General features: G+C 40.9%; 20 protein-coding genes. 12 read left to right on the forward strand and 8 right to left on the reverse strand.

Annotated elements, in window-relative coordinates:
• Positions 1-86 precede the first annotated feature (86 nt).
• The 3 genes from gap to DX873_RS08440 all read right to left on the reverse strand — a co-directional run bounded on the left by gap (position 87) and on the right by DX873_RS08440 (position 4,646).
• Positions 87-1,079, reverse strand: coding sequence for a type I glyceraldehyde-3-phosphate dehydrogenase (gene gap, locus DX873_RS08430; RefSeq protein WP_116184018.1), 993 nt, complete (start codon positions 1,077-1,079; stop codon positions 87-89).
• 120 nt (positions 1,080-1,199) lie between these two features.
• A complete protein-coding gene (locus tag DX873_RS08435; protein ID WP_116184019.1) occupies positions 1,200-3,020 on the reverse strand; it encodes a pyruvate kinase in 1,821 nt (606 codons plus the stop codon).
• A 72-nt stretch (positions 3,021-3,092) separates the two neighbouring features.
• A complete protein-coding gene (locus tag DX873_RS08440; protein WP_116184020.1) occupies positions 3,093-4,646 on the reverse strand; it encodes a glycoside hydrolase family 32 protein in 1,554 nt (517 codons plus the stop codon).
• Positions 4,647-4,722: 76 nt separating this feature from the next.
• On the opposite strand from DX873_RS08440, the gene DX873_RS08445 reads away from it, so the two are divergent.
• The 6 genes from DX873_RS08445 to DX873_RS08470 all read left to right on the forward strand — a co-directional run bounded on the left by DX873_RS08445 (position 4,723) and on the right by DX873_RS08470 (position 9,160).
• The gene (locus tag DX873_RS08445) at positions 4,723-5,241 is read left to right on the forward strand and encodes a rhodanese-like domain-containing protein (protein WP_116184021.1); all 519 of its coding nucleotides are present in this window, start codon (positions 4,723-4,725) and stop codon (positions 5,239-5,241) included.
• Positions 5,231-5,845, forward strand: a complete 615-nt coding sequence (locus tag DX873_RS08450) for a TIGR04282 family arsenosugar biosynthesis glycosyltransferase (RefSeq protein WP_417935329.1) — start codon at positions 5,231-5,233, stop codon at positions 5,843-5,845. Before DX873_RS08445 ends, DX873_RS08450 begins: the two co-directional genes overlap by 11 nt.
• Entirely contained in the window at positions 5,842-6,657 is an 816-nt protein-coding gene (locus DX873_RS08455) for a purine-nucleoside phosphorylase (protein WP_116184023.1), read from the forward strand. Before DX873_RS08450 ends, DX873_RS08455 begins: the two co-directional genes overlap by 4 nt.
• Complete coding sequence (gene arsM, locus DX873_RS08460) at positions 6,654-7,619, forward strand: arsenosugar biosynthesis arsenite methyltransferase ArsM (protein WP_116184024.1); 966 nt, start codon at positions 6,654-6,656, stop codon at positions 7,617-7,619. The genes DX873_RS08455 and arsM overlap by 4 nt, the downstream gene beginning before the upstream one ends.
• Before the next feature lie 79 nt (positions 7,620-7,698).
• Positions 7,699-8,442, forward strand: a complete 744-nt coding sequence (locus DX873_RS08465) for a DUF547 domain-containing protein (RefSeq protein WP_116184025.1) — start codon at positions 7,699-7,701, stop codon at positions 8,440-8,442.
• The gene (locus DX873_RS08470; RefSeq protein WP_116184026.1) at positions 8,429-9,160 is read left to right on the forward strand and encodes a TIGR04283 family arsenosugar biosynthesis glycosyltransferase; all 732 of its coding nucleotides are present in this window, start codon (positions 8,429-8,431) and stop codon (positions 9,158-9,160) included. Before DX873_RS08465 ends, DX873_RS08470 begins: the two co-directional genes overlap by 14 nt.
• Here the strand turns inward: DX873_RS08470 and DX873_RS08475 are convergent.
• The 5 genes from DX873_RS08475 to DX873_RS08495 all read right to left on the reverse strand — a co-directional run bounded on the left by DX873_RS08475 (position 9,133) and on the right by DX873_RS08495 (position 14,145).
• Positions 9,133-10,071, reverse strand: a complete 939-nt coding sequence (locus DX873_RS08475; protein ID WP_181899455.1) for an N-acetylmuramoyl-L-alanine amidase — start codon at positions 10,069-10,071, stop codon at positions 9,133-9,135. The genes DX873_RS08470 and DX873_RS08475 overlap by 28 nt on opposite strands.
• A gap of 87 nt (positions 10,072-10,158) precedes the next feature.
• The gene (locus DX873_RS08480; protein ID WP_116184028.1) at positions 10,159-11,421 is read right to left on the reverse strand and encodes a POTRA domain-containing protein; all 1,263 of its coding nucleotides are present in this window, start codon (positions 11,419-11,421) and stop codon (positions 10,159-10,161) included.
• Between the two features lie 7 nt (positions 11,422-11,428).
• On the reverse strand, positions 11,429-12,448 hold the full coding sequence (locus DX873_RS08485; RefSeq protein WP_116184029.1) for a glycoside hydrolase family 113: 1,020 nt from the start codon (positions 12,446-12,448) through the stop codon (positions 11,429-11,431).
• Positions 12,449-12,493: 45 nt separating this feature from the next.
• Positions 12,494-13,402 carry a hypothetical protein gene (locus DX873_RS08490; RefSeq protein ID WP_116184030.1) on the reverse strand — a complete coding sequence of 303 codons (909 nt, stop codon included), beginning with the start codon at positions 13,400-13,402 and terminating at the stop codon, positions 12,494-12,496.
• 20 nt (positions 13,403-13,422) lie between these two features.
• On the reverse strand, positions 13,423-14,145 hold the full coding sequence (locus DX873_RS08495) for a DUF547 domain-containing protein (protein WP_116184031.1): 723 nt from the start codon (positions 14,143-14,145) through the stop codon (positions 13,423-13,425).
• Positions 14,146-14,380: 235 nt separating this feature from the next.
• Between DX873_RS08495 and DX873_RS08500 the strand changes: the two genes are divergently transcribed.
• The 6 genes from DX873_RS08500 (at position 14,381) to DX873_RS08525 (ending at position 20,779) form a co-directional block, all read left to right on the forward strand.
• Positions 14,381-15,730: an NAD(P)/FAD-dependent oxidoreductase gene (locus tag DX873_RS08500; RefSeq protein WP_116184032.1), complete on the forward strand. Its 1,350-nt coding sequence runs from the start codon at positions 14,381-14,383 to the stop codon at positions 15,728-15,730.
• A gap of 11 nt (positions 15,731-15,741) precedes the next feature.
• Entirely contained in the window at positions 15,742-17,346 is a 1,605-nt protein-coding gene (locus DX873_RS08505) for a 4Fe-4S binding protein (protein ID WP_116184033.1), read from the forward strand.
• A gap of 1 nt (position 17,347) precedes the next feature.
• Positions 17,348-17,818, forward strand: coding sequence for a toxin-antitoxin system YwqK family antitoxin (locus tag DX873_RS08510; RefSeq protein ID WP_116184034.1), 471 nt, complete (start codon positions 17,348-17,350; stop codon positions 17,816-17,818).
• Positions 17,818-18,507 (forward strand): glycosyltransferase family 2 protein, encoded by a 690-nt coding sequence (locus tag DX873_RS08515; protein WP_116184035.1) that lies wholly within the window; start codon positions 17,818-17,820, stop codon positions 18,505-18,507. The genes DX873_RS08510 and DX873_RS08515 overlap by 1 nt, the downstream gene beginning before the upstream one ends.
• Position 18,508: 1 nt before the next feature.
• Positions 18,509-19,993 carry a cellulose synthase family protein gene (locus DX873_RS08520; protein WP_116184036.1) on the forward strand — a complete coding sequence of 495 codons (1,485 nt, stop codon included), beginning with the start codon at positions 18,509-18,511 and terminating at the stop codon, positions 19,991-19,993.
• 63 nt (positions 19,994-20,056) lie between these two features.
• A complete protein-coding gene (locus DX873_RS08525) occupies positions 20,057-20,779 on the forward strand; it encodes a helix-turn-helix transcriptional regulator (RefSeq protein WP_116184037.1) in 723 nt (240 codons plus the stop codon).
• The last annotated feature ends 158 nt before the right edge of the window (positions 20,780-20,937 follow it).

Below are 20,937 nucleotides of genomic sequence, written 5' to 3' on the forward strand. Positions count from 1 at the left end.
CGTGTCTTAAACCTACAAACACCATTAATTAATCTCCTAATAGAGAACTGTCTCAAAAAAGGGTGCTTAACAGCACCCTTTTTTATTTATCCGTTCATCTCCAGTATCTGCCTTACCATCTGATTGGTAAATCCCCATTCATTGTCATACCATGTCATCACCTTCAACAGGTCACCATCAACCACCCGGGTCATGGCCAAATCCACTGTTGATGCATATGGGCTTTTTATAATGTCAGATGATACAATGGGTTCATCGGTGGTATCGAGTACGTGCTTGTAACGTTCCGTTTTTGATTCTTCTTCTAGAATTTGATTCACCTCTTCGGCAGTAACAGGTCTGTCTGTAACAAAGACCAAATCAGAAATGGACCCAACCGGAACGGGTACCCTAATCGCCACTCCATCAAATTTTCCTGCAAACCCTGGTAAGGCCTTAGTTGTGGCAATTGCCGCTCCGGTAGTAGTAGGAATCAGGTTTTGTGCTCCTGCTCTTCCCATCCTAAAATTCTTTTTGGAAGGTGCATCCACAATACCCTGCGAGGCAGTGTAGGCGTGTACAGTGGTCATTATGGCCTTTTTTATACCTATGCGTCTTCCTAAAATCTCCACAACTGGGCTAATGTTATTGGTAGTACAACTTGCACAAGAGAACACGCTGGTATCTCCATCTTCAGAATTTACCCCGTGCACAACAGTTGGAGTATCTTCACTTTTGGTAGGTGCCGATATCACTACGGTTTTAGCCCCAGCCTTGATGTGGCGTTCTGCATCTTCACCTTTGGTGAAGACTCCTGTACTCTCGATAACCAAATCCACTCCATGTTCTTTCCATGGTAATTCTTCTGGATTTCTAATAGAGGTGTAGTGAATCTTATTTCCATCCACCTCCAAGGTGTCGGATTCATGCGAGACCTCTTTTTCATAAACTCCATAGACCGTATCATATTTAAGCAGATACGCAGTATTTTCTATGGGTACAATATCGTTTACAGCAACGACCTCAAGACCTGGGGTCTCGTTGATCACCTTTAAAGCGGCACGTCCAATTCTTCCCATGCCGTTGATTCCTATTTTCATATTGAATGTTCTTAAGTTATTACCTGTTTTTTGTCTTTACTTAGTCTGAAAACAGGCACTTAAATTACAGTGGGGAAATCCAGCGGTATTTGTGAAGAAACAGGGATGGTACTCCCCCAATTAGGACCACTCTATTTTGGGCAACATTACCTCTTTTTTATCCCGAAGGTTTTCCATATTGGAAAGTATCTCATCTAGAAGAACAATGGCCTCGTGAATATAGGGGCCTTTGTTGAGCATTACACATTCTGCTTTTATGGACGAAGTGGTATCGGTAATCTCCGATCGTGAAGGGACACCATTTTTGGCCAAACTTTCCAGAACCTGGGTAGCCCAAATTACAGGAACATGTGCAGCACTACAGAACGAAAGGATTCCTTCCTGCACCATTCCCATATTGTTCCACCCTACCTCCAGGGCCAAATCACCCCGAGCGATCATTACCCCTACATGTGGAATCTTCATTGCCCTTAACAATATGCTCACAAGGTTTTTATAGGCCTCATTGGTCTCTATTTTCAAAACCAGTCCAATGTCATCCCTTATCTTGAGCTTTTGAATTTCATGAAGGAGCATGTCCACATCTTCTTCGCTGTTGACATAAGAGTAGTTGATGATATCAGCATATTTGGCCACATATTTTAAGTCTTCTCGATCCTTGGAGGTCAAACCTGTTATTCCAAGGTCCAAGGTTGGAAAATTGATTCCCTTTTCCGCTTTTAATTTAGACCCGTTCTCCTTGGCCTTGATAATCTTGACTTCAAAAAAATCTTTGTTCACCTCTCCTATGACACCTTCGATTTTTCCATCATCAAATAAAATAGGTTCGCCTTGCTTAACCGAAGTAACAATGCTTGGTGGCAAGCAGGGAACTCTTCCAGGTTCAATCAATTTTCCTTCTTTGTCAAATATGGGCAGTGTTCCTTGACTTTTATCCGCGGTAACAATAAGTAAATCCCCTGTTCGTAAAACTATGGCCTGATCTACTGGAGGCAAATCCCCAATCAATCCTTTGGATAAATCTGACCGAATTGGTTTTAAATATGCCCCTGTTTGCAGATAGACTGTCTTGGAGCAATACAATAGCACTTCATCATTGGTGACTTTCTCTACCCGCAGATTTCGTGATTTGCCCCTCGTATCCTTTACCTTCAAAAAATCTCCAACTTCCAATTTCTGGAGCCATTCCTTGGGTACAGGAATCGTATTTGGCTCCATGTTGCGCTCTTCGTCCCATACCAATAGAGTTTTTGCCGGGCTCACTACCTCTCCAAAGGCATTTCGGACAGGTCTGATTTTTTTGACCTTGGGACCAGACCCAATATCTCCTGTCCTGATTTTTGGGCCGGCCAAATCCATGGCAATTTTAACCGTGGTTGAGCATTCATCAGCTGCTTTTCTAACATTTTTTGCAATGGCCTCCCAAGTCTTTGGATTGTCGTGTGCACAATTGATTCGAGCACAGTCCATTCCATTTTTCACCATCCCCAGCACCATGCCATAATCATGGGCAGCCTCTGAGGGCTGGGTCACCATAATCCGCACACGGCGTTCCTTTCCGTTGATACCAAAAAGGCGCCCTGCATGTTCTTCCAACAATCTATTCCCCGCCCCAATTTGCAAATAGTCATCCTCTACAGTTTGTACTTCATCCTGAATCAGGCTATTTATAATAGCCTTTAGATTGAGCAAACTTCCCAGAATGTTTCCTTCTGCATTGGCCAATCGGGTAAGCCCCATTTGTTTTAGGCCCTTTTGCATTTGTCGGGCATCAAAACTTCTAAATGCGCTATAATGTATAAGGTTTCTAGCACTATGTTTATATTCTTCGCAGACTTCTTTTAGGACCTCACTATTCGCAGCTTCCCGTTGTCGGATGAGACCAATGATTTGATCAATTTGCTCAGCAATATTCTTAAGTTGGTCTATGGTAAGGGACATTTTTGAAGATTTAGTTTAAAGGTCCAAACGATATCACATAAAAAAGCTGATATAAATCAGAGCTCTACGTTTTTACCAAATGGTTTCCATATGTTGGATGGGTTTTAGTTCAATTTTTTCCTGACCATCCCTATTTTCAATAATCAAGGTATTGTAAGGCTCTGATGGGAAAATCTGCTCAGTCATTGAATACAGTCCTCCATTCAAAAAAATCTCAATCGATGACCAATCCAGTAATATTTTCATTTCATAGTTGCTCTTCTCCTCTATAGAGATGGGCATATGGTGTTTTTTGTTCCCAAACTCTGATTGAAAGTCCACCTTCCCAGATTTCGTCCTATCCAATACAAAAACACTATCCTTGGCGTTCAAGGTCAGCTCCAGGCTTTCATCTAAATCATTCTTGAATAACAATGTAAAATCCCTGGAACTGGTTTTGAGCTCAACCTTGGACTGGTTTAGTCCCTCAATTTCCATTTCTTTTGAAGCACCCTCTTCAACCAACATTTCCCCAATCAATTCCGATTTGGCCAAAGTTTCCACCTGATCCAATGGTGTATTGACAAGCCAATATTCTTCGCCATGTTTCTTTAATGACAATTTTCTGGGCAAGGTCATGGCGCTTCTCCATTTCTCTGTAGGTGTATTTCGGGCATAATCCCAATTGCTCATCCAACCTATAAAAATTCGGTCTCCACTGGGCACATTGTTGTAGGTTACCCCCGCATAGTTATCTGTGCCATAATCCAACCATTTTGGTTCTTTTTGATCGGAGTTGAACTGTTTTCCGTCAAAATCGCCAATAAAATACTGTGTGCCACTGCCCCCGTTGGGTGCTCCAGGGTTAATACTGATAATCAACACCCATTTTTCCTCTTCGAGACCTTCAACCTCAAGAGGAAAAAGATCGGGACATTCCCAAACTCCTCCATGTGCCCCTTGGTTTTTTCCAAAATCACTGATATATTTCCATTCCTTCAAGTTTTTGGAACTGTAGAATTTGGCATGATCTCCGGCCACCAAAGCCATAATCCAATTTTGGGAATCTTGATGCCAAAACACTTTGGGATCTCTAAAGTCCTTTATGCCTTCATTTCCTATTACGGGGTTCCCTTCATATTTGGTCCAAGTGTCACCATTATCCAGGCTAAAGGCAATCCCTTGGGTCTGAAAATCATTTCTGCCAGCTTTTTCTCCTTCCATTAAGTGGTAGGTAAAAATGGCCACCAAGGGTACTTCTCCATTTTCTGCAAAACCAGAAGTGTTGTTTATGTCAACTACGGCACTTCCAGAAAAAATCAATCCATGCTCATCAGGATAAAGGGCAATAGGTTTATGCTCCCAATGCACCATATCTTTACTAACGGCATGTCCCCAATGCATGGGGCCCCAAACAATATCATCTGGATAGTACTGATAGAACAAATGATAGATGCCATCATGGTACACCAATCCATTGGGGTCGTTCATCCACTTTTCCGAAGGGGAAAAATGAAACTGGGGTCGATATTTCTCTTTATAACTCTGTTCTTGTGATGGTTTCAATTCCTTCTTAGTGGTTGTTTCCTTGCATGCCATTAAAAGCAAGCAAAGAAATACAAAGGCAAGTTTAATTCGTGCAGCCATAGCCCAAATTTATATGTAGTAAGATAATCATAATGGACAAGATTAAAGGGTTATCTTTGAGGGTTATTTGGCTCCTATGAGATTGCTCTCGATTCTTACACTTTGCATTGTCATTAATTTTGCCTCTTGTGCCCAAAATTCCATTCCCAATGTGCTGGAAAAATATAATGAGCACACTGTAGATTATATCTCCGTTGAAGAGTTACATAAAATTGATACAATTGTTCTACTAGATGCTCGAGAAAGTGAAGAGTATATGGTCAGTAATTTAAAGAATTCCGTTTGGGTAGGGCACAAAACCTTTGAGGTGGATAACGTTAAGAAGACGATTCCCAACCCAGATACGCCCATAGTGGTATATTGTTCTATTGGAGTGCGTTCCGAAGAAATTGGTGAGAAATTGAAAAAGGCAGGGTTCTCCAATGTCAAGAATCTATACGGTGGAATCTTTGCCTGGAAAAACAATGGATTCCCGGTTTATGATTCCCAAGGGGAAGACACGGAAAAAGTTCATGCGTACAGTAAGTATTGGGGCAGTTTGCTGACCAATGCGGACAAGGTCTATACCGATAAAACCAAAACTGTTGACAAGTAACCTACTTTTAATCTTAACACGTAATCCCGAGTTGGGAAAATGCAAGACCAGATTGGCGGCCAAGGTCGGTGATGCGGCGGCATTATCAATCTATGAGTTTTTATTAGACCGGACCGTATCCTTCACCAAGGACCTAGATGTTTCCAAGTGGGTATTTTATTCTGAATCCATTTGGGAAAACGATGTTTGGGATTCCAAAATCTATGCAAAAAAATTGCAGATAGGATCAGATCTTGGTCAAAAAATGGCCAATGCATTTGAGGAAGGTTTCAATTCTGGTTTCAAAAAAATTGTTATCATTGGCAGTGATATGTATGACCTTTCCCAAGAAGAATTGGAGGAGGCTTTTTCAAAATTGGAGAATCACGATTTTGTTGTAGGTCCCGCAGAAGATGGAGGTTATTATCTTTTGGGAATGACATCGCTAAAAAAAGAACTGTTCCAAAACAAATCATGGGGCACGGATACGGTCTTGTCAAACACATTGAAGGATTTGAACCAGGAAGACCTCTATATGCTTGAAGAAAAAAATGATGTCGATCACTATGAGGACATTAAAGATATTCCGGCTTTCAAGCCTTTTTTAAAACATATGAAAGAATGACCCAAACACAATTAGAAGAATCAGTTGAATACCTTATAAAAAAAGGGTTTGACAAACCAGAAATCGGTATTGTCCTGGGCACTGGTTTAGGGCAGTTGGTAGATGCCATTGAAAATCCCATAGAAGCACACTACAATCACATCCCTTATTTTCCACTTGCCACGGTGGAGTTTCACTCTGGGAAATTGATCTACGGTACAATTTCAGGCAAAAAAGTAGTCGTGATGCAGGGGAGGTTCCATTTGTACGAAGGCTACGATTTTTTGGATATCACCTACCCCATACGAACCATGCACATGCTGGGTATTCAAAAACTATTTGTTTCCAATGCCGCTGGGGCCATCAATCTTAACTTTAAGAAAGGAGAGATCATGCTCATTGAAGATCATATCAATCTGCAGGGTGGTTCCCCATTAGCTTTCAAAAATGTGTCTGAATTCGGGGACCGATTTGTGGATATGAGCGAGCCTTACGATCTGGATATGCGTACTAAAATTGAAGCTATCGCCAACAAAGAGGGGATATCCTTGCAAAAAGGCGTGTACGTTTCCGTGGTAGGCCCACAACTGGAAACCAAGGCGGAATATCGCATGTTGAAGATTTTAGGTGCCGATGCCGTAGGCATGAGTACTGTACCAGAAGTAATTGTTGCCAATCATTTACGACTACCTATTGTGGCGGTTTCTGTTTTAACGGACGAATGCGATCCAGATAATTTGCAACCTATTAATATCGAGGAAATTATAAGAATTGCAGGTGAAGCCGAACCCAAGATGATACAATTGTTCAAAGAATTAATTAAAGAAATATGAGTTATTTAGACGCAACCCAAGACCTCTACAAAGAAGCCGCCCTTACCCCAGATGTTGGACTATGTTGTACCACTTCCCCCATTTGGCAATTCCCGGGTCTTTCCATTCCCAAGATCATGCAAGAAATGAACTATGGCTGTGGAAGCACGGTATCTGCCCAAGATTTGGTGAACAACCCAAAAATTCTCTATGTGGGTGTTGGTGGTGGAATGGAACTGCTTCAATTCGCTTACTTTTCGAGACAAAAAGGTGGTGTCACAGGAGTGGATTCCGTAGACGAAATGCTTGAAGCCTCTCGTAAAAATTTTAAAACTGCTGAAGCTGAGAACAATTGGTTCAAAAGCGAGTTTGTTGATTTGGTCAAAGGAGATGCACTGCACTTGCCCGTGGAAGATGAAAGTATTGATGTGGCAGCACAAAACTGTTTGTTCAACATTTTTAAAATGGAGGATCTGAAGAAAGCAGTATCAGAAATGTATCGTGTATTGAAGCCCCATGGTAGACTCGTAATGAGTGACCCCATCTGTGAGCAACCCATGAACGACGAACTCAGAAATGATGATAGGCTAAGAGCCCTATGTTTAAGCGGAAGTATTCCTCTTAAGGATTATGTGAAGGTGTTGACCGACGCAGGGTTTGGCACTATAGAAATTAGGGCTAGAAGATCATATAGGGTATTAACCCCAAACCACTATCCAACGGATGAACTGGTACATATTGAATCTATAGAAATAGCTGCGATCAAAGATCCAATGCCAGAAGATGGTCCATGTATGTTTACCGGAAAAACGGCTATTTATTATGGTGATGAGGAATATTTTGATGATGGTAAAGGTCACGTAATGTACCAAAACCAGCCTCTTGCCGTATGCGATAAAACAGCTGCGGCCCTTCAAAAAGAATCGGACGAAATCCATATCAGTGAAAGCACATGGCACTACAATGGTGGTGGATGCTGCTAACATTTTGCTTCTTTTTTTGAAAGGAGGCTTGGGTTTTTGAGACTATTATGTCCATAATTCAATCCATAATGGTCAACATATGAATTTGCTATTACAGGCACTGTTAGGGGTTTTCCTTCTTTCTTGTACTGGTGTAGTCGAAAGAATAGAATCCCAAGCTTCCCTTTCATCTTCAAGTCCATCGCATGATGACTGGAACAACTTGCTACAACAATATGTGGATGAAGACGGAAATGTCAACTATTCCGGTTTCAAAAAAGATGAGGCCCGTTTAGATAGTTATTTGGAGCTCCTTTCGCATAATCCACCATCCGGTTCCTGGAAAAAGAATGAAAAACTGGCGTACTACATCAACCTGTACAATGCCGCGACGGTAAAATTGATAGTGGACCATTATCCGGTGAACAGCATTAAAGATATTTCTGGCAGATGGAAAAAAAACTGGATTCAAATAGGTAAAATTACCACATCACTTAATGACATTGAGCACAAGATTCTAAGGAAAATGGATGAACCCAGAATACATTTTGCTATCAATTGTGCTTCATATTCTTGCCCAAAACTCCTCAATGTGGCTTTTACCCCTCAAAACATGGAGCAATTGCTTTTGAAAACAACCATGGATTTTGTAAACGACCCAACCCGTAACCAATTTGAAGAGAACAGTGCCAAACTTTCAAAAATATTTAGGTGGTACAAAAGTGATTTCACCCAAAAATCTTCCCTATTGGAATACATAAATGAGTATTTGGAAAATCCGATAGCTACAGATGCAAGAATAGAGTATTTGGATTACGATTGGAGTTTGAATGAAGCCAAATAAAAGCACATCCATAAGCATTGTTATTCCGGTACTCAATGAGGAGAAGTATATCGGAAAAATTCTAGAGCATCTAAAAAATGTATCATCAACAAATACTATCAAGGAAGTTATTTGTGTGGACGGAGGGAGCAGAGATCGAACAAGGGAAATAGCGGAAAAATATGGAGCCAAGGTAATTCCATCCAAAAAAGGAAGGGCCAGGCAAATGAATTTAGGCGCTCAACAAGCCCTAGGGGAGGTCCTCTATTTTTTACATGCAGACACCTTTCCGCCCAAAGGTTTTGACCAACTGATTTTAGATGCCATTGTCCAAAATCACGAAGCGGGATGCTTTAGGATGAAGTTTGATACCCGAAACCCCATTTTAAGACTTTTTGCGTGGTTCTCTAGAATAAACCACTCTTTGTGTCGAGGAGGAGACCAATCCCTTTTCATAAAACGAGGGTTATTTCATAGAAATAATGGATTCAACGAGGCCTACAAAATCTATGAGGACACTGAGTTTATAACGCGACTCTATAAAAATTACAAATTCAAAGTACTGCCCAACTATGTGATTACCTCAGCCAGAAAGTATCGCGAAGTCGGATGGCTAAGGCTTCAGTTTCATTTTGCCATGATACATCTCAAAAACTATAGGGGTGCCGGACCTGAAGAGCTTTACCAATATTACAGCAACAATATCCTGAATCATTCCTCAATTACAAGATCGGCATAATCGTTCATTATACCACTGGTAAGCAGGTTAGCCAATAATTTTTTATCCGATTGAACCGGGATTTTAGCTTCTGCGGTTTTCTTTGATGCATTTTCCATTGTAATCAGGCTAATGGCTGGAATAATATTCCTGGCCAGGAACAAGCTGTTCTTATCCTTGAATATCAAATTGACATCTTTGAAAGATTTGTTTTTGACACTGTGCTTCCTAAACACATTCTGAATGTTCTCCGCAAATCGTTGCCCTTTTTCACTTTTGTTATAATGGTAAACAGCTACATCCATGGTTCCTTTGGGATTTACGTCGGTTGCCCTAATCACCAAAACCCGCTGGTATTTTCCCTTGTTTTTCAGAAACTTTTTATTAATCGCTTCTATATAGTTGCCCATTCTTTGAATTTCAGTCAATCCCTGAGTATCGGACATTAAGGAATCCCTTTCACTCCCTCCTAGAATGTAAACCCTGGCACCATTGACCATGAGCTCGGCAGCTAGGTTTTTGGTGATATCTTCTACAAAACCTTTACTTTGATCGGCTTGGTTTTCAATGACCAAATAGTACACGGCATCCTTTAACGCATCGCCTTTAAGGGACATATGGGCCAATTCTGAATCAAAAATGGATTTTTCCTCCTCTCCGTTCTTAACCAAAGCTGTTCCCATATTTTTAAAAGAGTCTTCAGCAACGGGCACTTTATAGGCCACTCCAACACGCAAAAAGCTTCCATCTTTGATGTTTTCCGCATTCAGCTCAAGAAATTCTTTGTAATGTTTTGCAGGGTCCAAGCCTTGTTTTCTCAAAAGGGAAAAGATACCATCACCCTGTTCCGCAACAACCGTGTAATGGTTTTCTTGGGCAAAAACGGCAAAAAAAGTGCACATCCAAAATGCGAGGGATGGAAATATTTTCATGCTTAAAATTGTAAAATGGGGATGCATTACAAATATTGCAAAAAGAGACGAAACAGGAAAGCTCCTACAAAAAAATCTATCAATATTTTAAAAATATTGCCCTATGCCAAATACAATTCCCTGAGCCGAGTCACCTGTGATGCCCTTGCCATAATCTATCCTAAAAATTGCATTGAAGATTTTCTTATGAATTAACCGAATTCCCACTCCGGGATAAATTCTCAGGTTTTGGCTTTTGCCAAAATCGCTAAAATCACCTCCAGGGTTTCTCCAAGTTCCTCCATCAACAAAAAAGTTGGTCTGCAACACAAACCAATCCTTGTCAACCAAGGTGTGTCGGTACTCCGTGTTCAGCACAATGGCTGCAGTTCCTCTATCAATAGTATTTCCAACACCTCTAATATTTAGGTTGTTGTCCACCGCAAAAGGAGCAAATGGGGTATCCATATTGCTAGAAAGTCCAAGACGAAGGCGATTTGCCCAATTTCCCCTTTCACCGACCCTATGGAAATAGGTGAAGTCATTGAACCCAATTATGAATTCTGGCAACATTGAGCTGGTACTGTGCACATACTGCAAGTTCAACGTACTTCGGAATCCGGAAAGATATTGGTAATAATATTCAATGCCATCATAGTTATAGATCAACTTTAGCAAATATTTGTCCACATTGAGGTCTTGGGGCACGTTTACATCGGTCTCACCAAACAGATAGCTGTAATCCTCATTGAAGAAATTGATTCCTAGCTCAAATCGATTTTTGAAGTTCAACTCAAAGAGTCCCATAACTTCAAAGGCTTTATTGGTATATCTGTAGTCAGCAGTCCCGCCTTCCAAAAAAACAGGTTCCTGAGTTCTTAAATTCTGATAACTGACCGCCAATCCTATGGTGTTACTGAACAGATATGGTGCCCTTAGATGAAATCCATAGGAGTTGAACACATCTCGTTGGTAAAATGCGCCCAGAGTAATATTGGACCCTATGAAATTGAATTCCTGAAGCCCCACCCTAAAGGCAAATTCATCATTGTTGGAAGTATACACATTTGCAAATGGTATGAGCGTATGGTTTTCCTCAATTCCATAAAAAACATTGTACTCGCCTTCCTCCATAGCAGAAAAAACCTGAAAATAGGCATGGGACACCGAGGGCAATCGCTTTAATCTGTTTATATCTTGCTCAATCAGGACCGAATCCAATTCCATTCCCGGTTTGAGCCTCACAATTTTTTTTATGAACGCAGTCTTGGTCCTATTGTTTCCCTGGACCTTTACATCTGCAACTCTATATTGACCCCATGCGGTTTGAAAATTGACAATAAAAAAAAGTGCAAGTACAAGATGTTTCATCTGTAGTCTAGAGCTTGGGTTGTTGAAAGGTGCGATAGTATTTTTGCAGCACCTGCTCTGCCGGTTTGTTCTGCGGGGTAAAGCGATTGTCCGTAGACCCTCCTGAATTGTCATGCCAAATAAACCATTTCCATAGAAAACCACCGGCAAACCAATCTTCGGTCCAGAATTCCTTGAACACTACTTCTGTGGCATCTGCCTGTGCTTTTAAGTTCACGCTCATATCATTCCTATCCACCAACCAAGGTTTTTTGGCGGTGTAATCCATACTCCGATATCCAAACTCCGTGAACAATATGGGTCTTTGTTTCTCTTGAGAAAACTTCTCCAGTTTTGTTTTCCAAGGTTGCCATCCCAGTCTTAATTCTTCTTGGGTGGGAAAACGCTCTTCTGACAAGGGAAAATAGGCATCCACTCCAATATAGTCCAAGCTCTGCCAAAATGGAGTTCTGGAATACTCATCCCAGTTGGCTGCATAGGTCAATTCTCCTTTGTACACTTCTTTGACTTTCTTAATTAGCATCGACCAAAATTCAGGTCTATTTTTTACGAATTCCTCCAATTCAGTTCCAATACAGTAAATCTCACACTGGGTTTCCTGGGCCAGTTCGGCATAAGTCAAGATAAAATCGGAATACAATTGTTCCAGTTGCTTCCAATCTTCTTCAGATTTCATGGACATATCCCCGGTAAATTCTCCTCGCCAAATCCAAATCTGGGGTTTCAACATAATCTTTATATCGTTGTCCTGCAGTTTTTCTATATACTGCCTGGCCCCTCTTTTGGTTTCTCCGTACCATTGCCTGTCTGTATCAAAAATAAGATTGGGAGAATGCAGGTCCCGGATAAATCCAAAAGGCATGACCGCAGCATAATTGGCGTTGACCTTAACCACAGGGTCCACATGTTCCTGAGTGACTTGCTCCCTGGACCCAACAAAGCTTATCCCATTAATCTTTTTGATCTCCTGACTTCCACTGCAACAAAATTGCAGTAAACACAAAACAAGGAGTCCCAATCTTTTCATAATCAAGATTTAAGACTCCTAAAATAACCTTTTAAGGCCACGGTCCTAAAAAATTCCCCGCAATCCTATGTTAAAAGTTTGGCCTAGGCCAGTATTGTTCCCTCGCACAAAATTTGTGTAGAGCGCCTCAATGTTCAACGCTTTGGTGAGTTGATATTTTAATCCTCCACCCAGGGCTGTAAAATTTTGGGTAAAATCGTTTCCTAAATCTAACCGTTGCGAATGCTGAGCCAAAGCCAAAACGGTGAACTCCGAACTTGGAAAATAGCTTAAGAAAACTCCTGGTGTCAGATTAAGGCTATTGTTGGCAAAGCTTTTATCCTTATCTCCAAAACTTAACTCAGAATTCAACTCAGTGAACAGTTGCCATTTACCTCCTGAAAAGGTGTGGTCATAGAAAAACCTGTTCTGCCAAATGTATCCATCCTGATCCAAAAAGACTCCTCCATTACCATTTACAGGCAGAAAATCTTCACTTTCATTATCCACCAAAGGAATAAAGAATGAGCTCTGAATGGAAAAGTTACTGACTGACCTAATTGGCACAAACTTTACAGAGGGGGCAAATGAAGTAAACCCTGATCTTGCCGTACCAGTTTCGCCGTCAAATTTGAAAACATCCAACGCATCCCTATCCGCAACCACATTGGATCTAAACTCAAATATGGCGCCGACGTTCCATCGTTTGTTGTTTCCAACACCGGTATATATTTCTAAAGTAGAAGTGAAAAACGTTTGTCTTGGTTCTTTTCCATCGGTAAACGTACTTTCTGTTTGGGTATACAGGTTGTTGAACCACTTAAGATCCCATTGACCTTTCCCAATAAGCTTAGAAGGGGTGTACTGCTGAATATTACTGGTACTCTGCTGAGGACTTGTGTCATCTTGGGAAAACCCAGTCAACGAACACATCATAATTGCTCCTAAAAGGAGATAACTTCTTTTCTTTTTCATGATTTATAGCTGTTTATTATTTATTTAGTTTCATTCAAGGACCAGTCGTAGGGATAGTAGCCCTGCTTGATCTTTGAATCCAATTTTTCTTTTCGATACTGGTTTACGAAGTCTACCAAGCTTTTTCCGTCTTGGGTAAAATCACCTTTGTACCATTCGAAGATTTGTGACAAAAGGACTTTCTTACCCTTTATTCGCACAAAATCAGGGTTGTTCAAGGACAGTTCTGTTTGTTGTTGCAATTGCTGCTCCAATGAATTGGGCAAATAAGCTTTGGCTATTATAGGAGGGCAGCCTAGACCCGCACACACTAAAACAAAGTGAAATCTTGCCTCTTTAGGGAAGTTTGCCCTCAAGAGTTTGTTTTCAATATCGTTCAGGGTAATTTCCTCACCTCCTATTCCATAAGTAATCTTGTCAAAGAATCCATTTTTGTCCAATGGAGAGTTTATGGGATAGTTTTCCACTATACCCTTAATTACTGATAAGTTATACGCGTTTATCCAAAACGCTTGATAGTTTTTTGCATCGGTCTTGGATACCTTAACCTGTTTTGCAAGGTTCAGCACTTCGTCCAGGTCCGCAGTATTGGAATGGATTTTCTTATATGCAACCCTTCCATTACTAACATTGTTGCTAAAAAAAGTATCAGCTTTCTCAAAAAAAGTGTTGATTTCCTGGGCAGTCCCCCATTGAAAAACAGCAAAAAACACTGCTGCAATCTGTATTCGTATTGATCCCATTTTCTAAATTTTGCGTTGATTGAATTTAGACCTCTGTCGAATGGATTTCACATGCCATACAAACGATTGTCAAATCTTAAGAATTATTTAAGATTTTAATAATCAATAGACTAGGGTTCGATTTTTTCATCAATCCTTACTTATCTGAAGGAAATTTAAATTCTTTCTAAATTAAGAGGGTAAGTTAAGTTCCTATATTTAAGGACGACACAATAGCCACAATCAAACTTATCGCATGGAGAATATCGTAATCATTGGAAATGGAATTGCCGGAATCTCCGCCGCAAGACATATCCGCAAACTTTCTGATAAAAGAATCATTGTAATTTCTGGGGAAACCGATTATTTCTTTTCGCGAACCGCACTCATGTACGTATACATGGGCCATATGAAATTTGAACATATTCAGCCCTATGAAGACTGGTTTTGGGAAAAGAACAGAATTGAATTGGTTCGAGGATATGTTACTAAAGTAAATCCTGAGATAAAACAACTTTTGATCGATGGGTCCAGGGCCTTGCACTACGATAAGTTAATTATTGCAACAGGCTCAAAACCCAACAAGTTTGGATGGCCAGGACAGGACCTTCATGGGGTTCAGGGGCTTTATTCAAAGCAAGACCTAGATTTATTGGAAGTCAACGCTCCCAATAAAGAAGTTTGTAAAAGAGCGGTGATAGTAGGGGGAGGACTTATTGGGATTGAGCTGGCCGAAATGCTTCGAAGCAGGGATATTCCGGTCACCTTTTTGGTCAGGGAGGACAGTTTTTGGAACGGAGTGCTTCCTCAGGGCGAGTCCCAGATGATCAATGAACACATTAAAGAACATCATATTGACCTGCGTTTAAGTTCCAACCTAAAGGAAATTGTTTCTGATGGAAGTGGAAAGGTAAAATCGGTCATTGTTGCAGAAACTGGAGAAGAAATTCTTTGCGATATAGTCGGACTTACGGCTGGAGTAACTCCAAATGTGGATTTCTTGAAGAATTCAGGCATTGAATTGGGAAGAGGTGTTAAAGTAAATAGACACTTGGAAACCAACATCAAAGACATCTATGCCATTGGTGATTGTGCGGAACAACACGAACCCATTGGCAATCGCAGACCAATTGAAGCGGTCTGGTATACCGGAAGAATGATGGGTGAAACAGTGGCCCAGACCATTTGTGGCAATAAGATAGAATACAAACCAGGCCACTGGTTCAATTCCGCCAAATTTTTGGATATAGAGTACCAAACCTATGGTTGGGTCTTTTCAGAAAAAATCAAAAAAGAACATGAAGAACACTTCCACTGGAGACACCCAAAAGAAAAAATCTGCATCACGGTGGCATTCAACAAAGAGAACAACCAGTTTTTGGGCATCAATACCTTCGGTATTCGCATGAGGCATCAGGTTTTTGATAGATGGTTGACCCAGGAAAAGAGTATCGACTATGTAATACAACACTTAGCAGATGCCAATTTTGATCCTGAATTCTATAAAAAATACGAGAAGCAGATAATTGATGGATACAACATGGATTTTGGAAAATCCATCAAACCAAAAAAGAAAAGTCTAAAAAGAATCTTTCAGATAGCATAACCCATAGAACAATGAGTACCCACGACAGAAGTATGGCCCTTACAGGGCAACCTCCAAAAATCCTGAGCAGAAACCAAAAGGTAGCGACCTTATTGGGAATGTTTGGGCTTGCTGTTATACTCCTAGCGGCCTTTAATGTTTCCTTTCCCAACAAAGGGCTTTGGTTGACCATATCCCTCTCAGCAATCTTTACAGGCACGCTGTGGTTTTCCTGGGAAGCTTATTCACAAAAATTACCTGGTATAAAAAATGACGGCGTCTGGTTCAAATCGATATCCAGCAAGGGGTTTTGGGGATGGATTGCAGGTATAGCCCTCACCGGGTTTTATATTGTATTGTATTTTTTCCCTGAATATTTAGGGCTGGTAAAAGGAGGCGAAAACAAGGGCATAATTGCACTTTTTGACCCTTTGAGCAAGCTTTTGAGCGGCAACCCGGCAAGTCAATGGTTTGTGTACGGAACCCTCTATACCGTTGCCATTTTAGCATTCGGCATAAAGTTTTTATGGAAATACAGACATAATAGCTATGAAAGAATCCGAACTATCAGCGTAATGTTCTTTCAAACCGCATTTGCCTTTATCATTCCAGAGCTAATGGCCAGATTGAACGGTGATAAAATTCTCAATGGAGGTAGTCTTCCCTATTACGATCTTAAAAATGTTTGGCCGCTCAATTATTACAACTTTGAGGGATATCGAATCAAAGGGTTTCTAAGTTCAGGCGATATAGGATTTGCCCTTTTGATATTTGGCATACTCTCTGTTTTTGTAATAACTCCAATCCTAACCTATAAATATGGTAAAAGATGGTATTGTTCTTGGGTATGTGGCTGTGGAGGATTGGCAGAAACTGCCGGAGATGCCTTTAGGCAGCTGAGCGACAAAAGCGTAAGTGCTTGGAGAGTGGAACGTTGGGTAGTGCACAGTGTGGTGGTATTTGTCACTTTGATGACCACTGCAGTGATTTACTCTTACTTGGGAACGGACACCAGCAAATATTGGCTCACCAAAAGTACATTTTTGATTGGCGTTGCGGTGCTTTTGACCTTGGTCTTTGCATGGGTCATGATATTTAAAAGGGCTCAACTCCAAAAAGATGCGCAATATGGAGCCATTGGATATTTTGTCATTATCATGGCACTTATAGGGATCCATTTCTTTAGCGGCGACGGCAATGTGTTTTTGTTCAAGTCCGAAACCCTTCGCAAGTCCTATTCATTTTTGATAGGAAGTATTTTCTCCGGAGTTATTGGAACTGGTTTTTATCCCATTTTTGGAAATAGGGTGTGGTGTAGGTTCGGATGCCCAATGGCAGCCATGATGGGCTTTCAGCAACGTTTGTTCTCCAGATTCCGGATAACCACCAATGGAGGCCAGTGCATTTCATGTGGCAATTGCTCCACCTATTGTGAAATGGGTATCGATGTACGGGCCTATGCCCAAAAAGGCGAGAACATCGTTCGTTCCAGCTGCGTAGGTTGTGGCATATGCTCTGCGGTTTGTCCAAGAGGTGTACTTAAATTGGAAAATGGTCCCCTAGAAGGTCGTATTGACAGCAATCAGGTTCTTTTGGGCAATGATGTGGACTTAATGAACCTAGTAAACCAAAAATAAAATGATAAGGCTTGCCATTGCCCTCTCATTACTTTTCTTTGTCGGGAAGAGCAAGATGTACCATCGTGAGTACTACGATAATGGACTTGTCAAGGCCGAAGGATGGAAACAGGGCGATACCAAAGAAGATTTTTGGAAACACTATTTTTCAAACGGAAAAATTCAGGCTCAAGGGCATTATAAAATGGACCTGAAGGACGGATACTGGTATTTTCATAACAAAGAAGGCAAACTGGAAAAAGAAGGGCATTTCAAAAAAGGACAGCAAATCAACTGGTGGCTGTTCTATGATGCCAATGGAAAAATCAACCATAAATGTCAGCTCCGAAACGGTGTTAAAAATGGCTATTGCCTAAAATATACCGATGAAGAACTTAAATCCGCAGAAAAATATAAAAATGGTAAAAAGATCAAGGAATGGTTTAGCTTTGATAACTTCAAAAGGGAAAACAAACTATCCGATCTAAAATAATGACAGACATCAAGGTTATCATCCCGGCCATCAACGAAGGGGATTCTATCGGAAAAGTGGTTTCAGAATTGCCCAAATCTGTTTCCGAAATTATTGTGGTAAATAACGGTTCCGTAGACAATACCGTTGAAAATGCAGAAAAAGCAGGGGCTACAGTACTTACAGAAAACCAACGCGGATATGGTTTTGCATGCCTAAAAGGGCTGGATTATCTCTCCAAACAATCCAAACCACCCAACATTGTCGTATTTATTGACGGAGACTATTCGGATTACCCCGAAGAACTCGACAAAGTGGTGGCGCCCATTCTTGAAGATGATGTGGATTTTGTAATCGGTGCGCGCAAAAAATCGTTGCGCGAACCCGGTTCCATGACCCCGCAGCAAGTGTTTGGAAATAAGTTGGCCACCTTTTTGATGCGTCTCTTTTTTGGGGCAAAATTTACGGACCTGGGACCTTTTAGGGCCATTAAATATGACAAGTTGTTGGAACTGGAAATGGAGGACCAAACCTATGGTTGGACAGTGGAAATGCAACTTAAAGTGCTTCGTAAGAAGATGTCATATGTCGAAGTACCAGTGCGTTATAAAAGAAGAATTGGTATTTCTAAAGTGTCTGGTACGGTAAAAGGTACTATATTTGCGGGCATAAAAATCTTGGGTTGGATTTTTAAATACAGTTTAAAATAACATGGGACTAACTATCGCTTTCATCATTATTGCTATCTATAGCACGGCTTTAATCCTGATTTTCTTCTATAGTCTCGCACAGTTGAATCTTCTGATCAACTACCTCGGATACAAAAAACGAAATGAGGAAGCGCCCAAATTCAACCTACTAGACCCTAAGGAAATACCCTTTGTTACCATACAATTACCCATTTACAATGAAGAATATGTAATGGAGCGGTTGTTGGAAAACATTTCAAAAATAGAGTACCCAAAAAGTAAATTGGAAATCCAGGTGCTTGATGATTCCACCGACGACTCTGTGGTCGATACCGCAAAGCGTATTGAAGAGCTCAAAAAGACAGGATTGGATATCCAACACATTAGAAGGGAAAACAGACAAGGTTTTAAAGCAGGCGCTCTTAAAGAAGGTCTGGCCATAGCTAAAGGCGAATTCATTGCCATTTTTGATGCTGATTTCCTTCCAGAGAGCGATTGGTTGAAAAAGACAGTTCCCTATTTTAAGGATGAAGAAATAGGCGTGGTACAAACCCGTTGGGGACATATCAATAGAGACTACTCTACCCTTACCCGAATTCAGGCATTTGCACTAGACGCGCATTTTACCCTAGAGCAGGTTGGAAGAAATTCCAAAGGCCATTTCATCAATTTTAATGGTACAGCCGGGATATGGAGAAAGCAATGCATCCTGGATGCCGGAAACTGGGAAGGTGATACCCTTACCGAAGACTTGGATTTGAGTTACAGGGCCCAACTGAAAAATTGGAAGTTCAAATATTTAGAGGATGTTGAGACACCTGCTGAGCTTCCTGTGGTAATCAGTGCTGCCCGATCACAACAATTCAGATGGAACAAAGGAGGCGCTGAAAATTTCAGAAAAACCGTTTGGAGTGTGATCACCGCGAAAAACATTCCCCTAAAGACCAAGTTCCATGGGGTTATGCACCTTTTGAACAGCTCCATGTTCCTTTGCGTTTTTATTGTTGCCATTTTGAGCATACCCATGCTTTACATTAAAAACACCTATGGTCATCTTGGGTGGGTCTTTGAAGTTACCAGCTTCTTTATTATTAGTACCGTTATCCTGTTCATTTGCTATTGGTTCACTTACAAGAGCATTCAAGGCAGTAGTTTTGACAACTTTGTGGATTATATTAAACTGTTCTTTACATTTTTCTCCGTAGCACTTGGCTTCTCGTTACATAACACAGTGGCTGTTTTGGAAGGACACCTGGGCAAGCGAAGTGAGTTTGTGAGAACACCCAAATTCAATATCAACAATCTGACCGATAGCTGGAAGGGCAACAAATATTTGGCAAAGAAACTATCTCCAAACATGATTTTGGAATTTGCATTGATGGTCTACTTCCTTTTTGGCATGTACAGTGCGGTACCTTTGAACGATTTTGGTTTGTTTCCATTCCACTTGATGTTGTTCCTTGGTTTCTCATTTGTGTTCTTCAAGTCTTTGACCTCAAAGGCATAATCCAAATCCATATATCCAAGTATTTTCAGTTATTTTGGTTCTTCTAAAATGACGTGAAACCTTATGGAGGAAAAACCACGACTTTCCAGACTCACCGCTATTCTCACCCAGATACAGTCCTCAAGGCTGGTAACCGCCAAAATGTTGGCGGAAAAGCACAACGTAAGCATCAGGACTATCTACAGGGATATTCGCACCTTGGAAAAATCGGGAGTTCCCATAGTGGCCGAAGAAGGAAAAGGGTATAGCATGATGGAAGGTTATCATTTACCTCCTGTAATGTTCTCTGAAGAAGAAGCCAATGCCCTTATTACCGCAGAACAGCTGGTCCTCAAAAACAAGGACGCCTCTTTTGTTTACCACTATACCGAGGCCATTCTTAAAATCAAGGCCATCTTAAAGGGAACTCAAAAAGAAAAGGCCAGCTTGCTTACCGATCGTATTTATTTTACAGATAATTACTCTTACCAAAGAACCAGCAGTTATCTGATGCGTATCCAGTCGGCCATTACCAATTTTGAAGTCTTGAACATTGACTACCTATCCTTGGACCAAAAATCTTCCAATAGAAATATTGAACCGTTTGCGCTCTATAGCACAGAGGAAAAATGGCTGCTCATTGCTTTTTGCCGACTCCGGAATGCCTTCCGGGTGTTTCGAATAGACCTTATCCAGAAAATCACGGCCACTTCAGAACATTTTGAATCCCATAACATGACCTTGGAGGAGTATTACAATTCGTATGAAAAACATTATCGCGATAGTGCTGACCAAAATGGAAAGTAGTGATGGTAAAAGTACACGTATTTTGGACCGCACATGTCGATATCGTAAATAGCTTCGTTGTAGAAAACGTCCCATTGACTCTTCAGCTTTACCTCTAAATTAGCGAATGGGGCTGGAATTCCCGTATGCAAATTCCAATCGCTATGAGCTATATACCA

It is taken from the genome of Flagellimonas nanhaiensis, assembly GCF_003382275.1.
In the GTDB taxonomy this organism is placed as follows: domain Bacteria; phylum Bacteroidota; class Bacteroidia; order Flavobacteriales; family Flavobacteriaceae; genus Flagellimonas; species Flagellimonas nanhaiensis.

Bases quoted from the DNA above. Each gene is read 5' to 3' on its own strand.
- gap (WP_116184018.1), bottom strand. From the start codon at position 1,079: ATGAAAATAGGAATCAACGGCATGGGAAGAATTGGACGTGCCGCTTTA.
- DX873_RS08435 (WP_116184019.1), bottom strand. From the start codon at position 3,020: ATGTCCCTTACCATAGACCAACTTAAGAATATTGCTGAGCAAATTGAT.
- DX873_RS08440 (WP_116184020.1), bottom strand. From the start codon at position 4,646: ATGGCTGCACGAATTAAACTTGCCTTTGTATTTCTTTGCTTGCTTTTA.
- DX873_RS08445 (WP_116184021.1), top strand. From the start codon at position 4,723: ATGAGATTGCTCTCGATTCTTACACTTTGCATTGTCATTAATTTTGCC.
- DX873_RS08455 (WP_116184023.1), top strand. From the start codon at position 5,842: ATGACCCAAACACAATTAGAAGAATCAGTTGAATACCTTATAAAAAAA.
- arsM (WP_116184024.1), top strand. From the start codon at position 6,654: ATGAGTTATTTAGACGCAACCCAAGACCTCTACAAAGAAGCCGCCCTT.
- DX873_RS08465 (WP_116184025.1), top strand. From the start codon at position 7,699: ATGAATTTGCTATTACAGGCACTGTTAGGGGTTTTCCTTCTTTCTTGT.
- DX873_RS08470 (WP_116184026.1), top strand. From the start codon at position 8,429: ATGAAGCCAAATAAAAGCACATCCATAAGCATTGTTATTCCGGTACTC.
- DX873_RS08475 (WP_181899455.1), bottom strand. From the start codon at position 10,071: ATGAAAATATTTCCATCCCTCGCATTTTGGATGTGCACTTTTTTTGCC.
- DX873_RS08480 (WP_116184028.1), bottom strand. From the start codon at position 11,421: ATGAAACATCTTGTACTTGCACTTTTTTTTATTGTCAATTTTCAAACC.
- DX873_RS08485 (WP_116184029.1), bottom strand. From the start codon at position 12,448: ATGAAAAGATTGGGACTCCTTGTTTTGTGTTTACTGCAATTTTGTTGC.
- DX873_RS08490 (WP_116184030.1), bottom strand. From the start codon at position 13,402: ATGAAAAAGAAAAGAAGTTATCTCCTTTTAGGAGCAATTATGATGTGT.
- DX873_RS08495 (WP_116184031.1), bottom strand. From the start codon at position 14,145: ATGGGATCAATACGAATACAGATTGCAGCAGTGTTTTTTGCTGTTTTT.
- DX873_RS08500 (WP_116184032.1), top strand. From the start codon at position 14,381: ATGGAGAATATCGTAATCATTGGAAATGGAATTGCCGGAATCTCCGCC.
- DX873_RS08505 (WP_116184033.1), top strand. From the start codon at position 15,742: ATGAGTACCCACGACAGAAGTATGGCCCTTACAGGGCAACCTCCAAAA.
- DX873_RS08510 (WP_116184034.1), top strand. From the start codon at position 17,348: ATGATAAGGCTTGCCATTGCCCTCTCATTACTTTTCTTTGTCGGGAAG.
- DX873_RS08515 (WP_116184035.1), top strand. From the start codon at position 17,818: ATGACAGACATCAAGGTTATCATCCCGGCCATCAACGAAGGGGATTCT.
- DX873_RS08520 (WP_116184036.1), top strand. From the start codon at position 18,509: ATGGGACTAACTATCGCTTTCATCATTATTGCTATCTATAGCACGGCT.
- DX873_RS08525 (WP_116184037.1), top strand. From the start codon at position 20,057: ATGGAGGAAAAACCACGACTTTCCAGACTCACCGCTATTCTCACCCAG.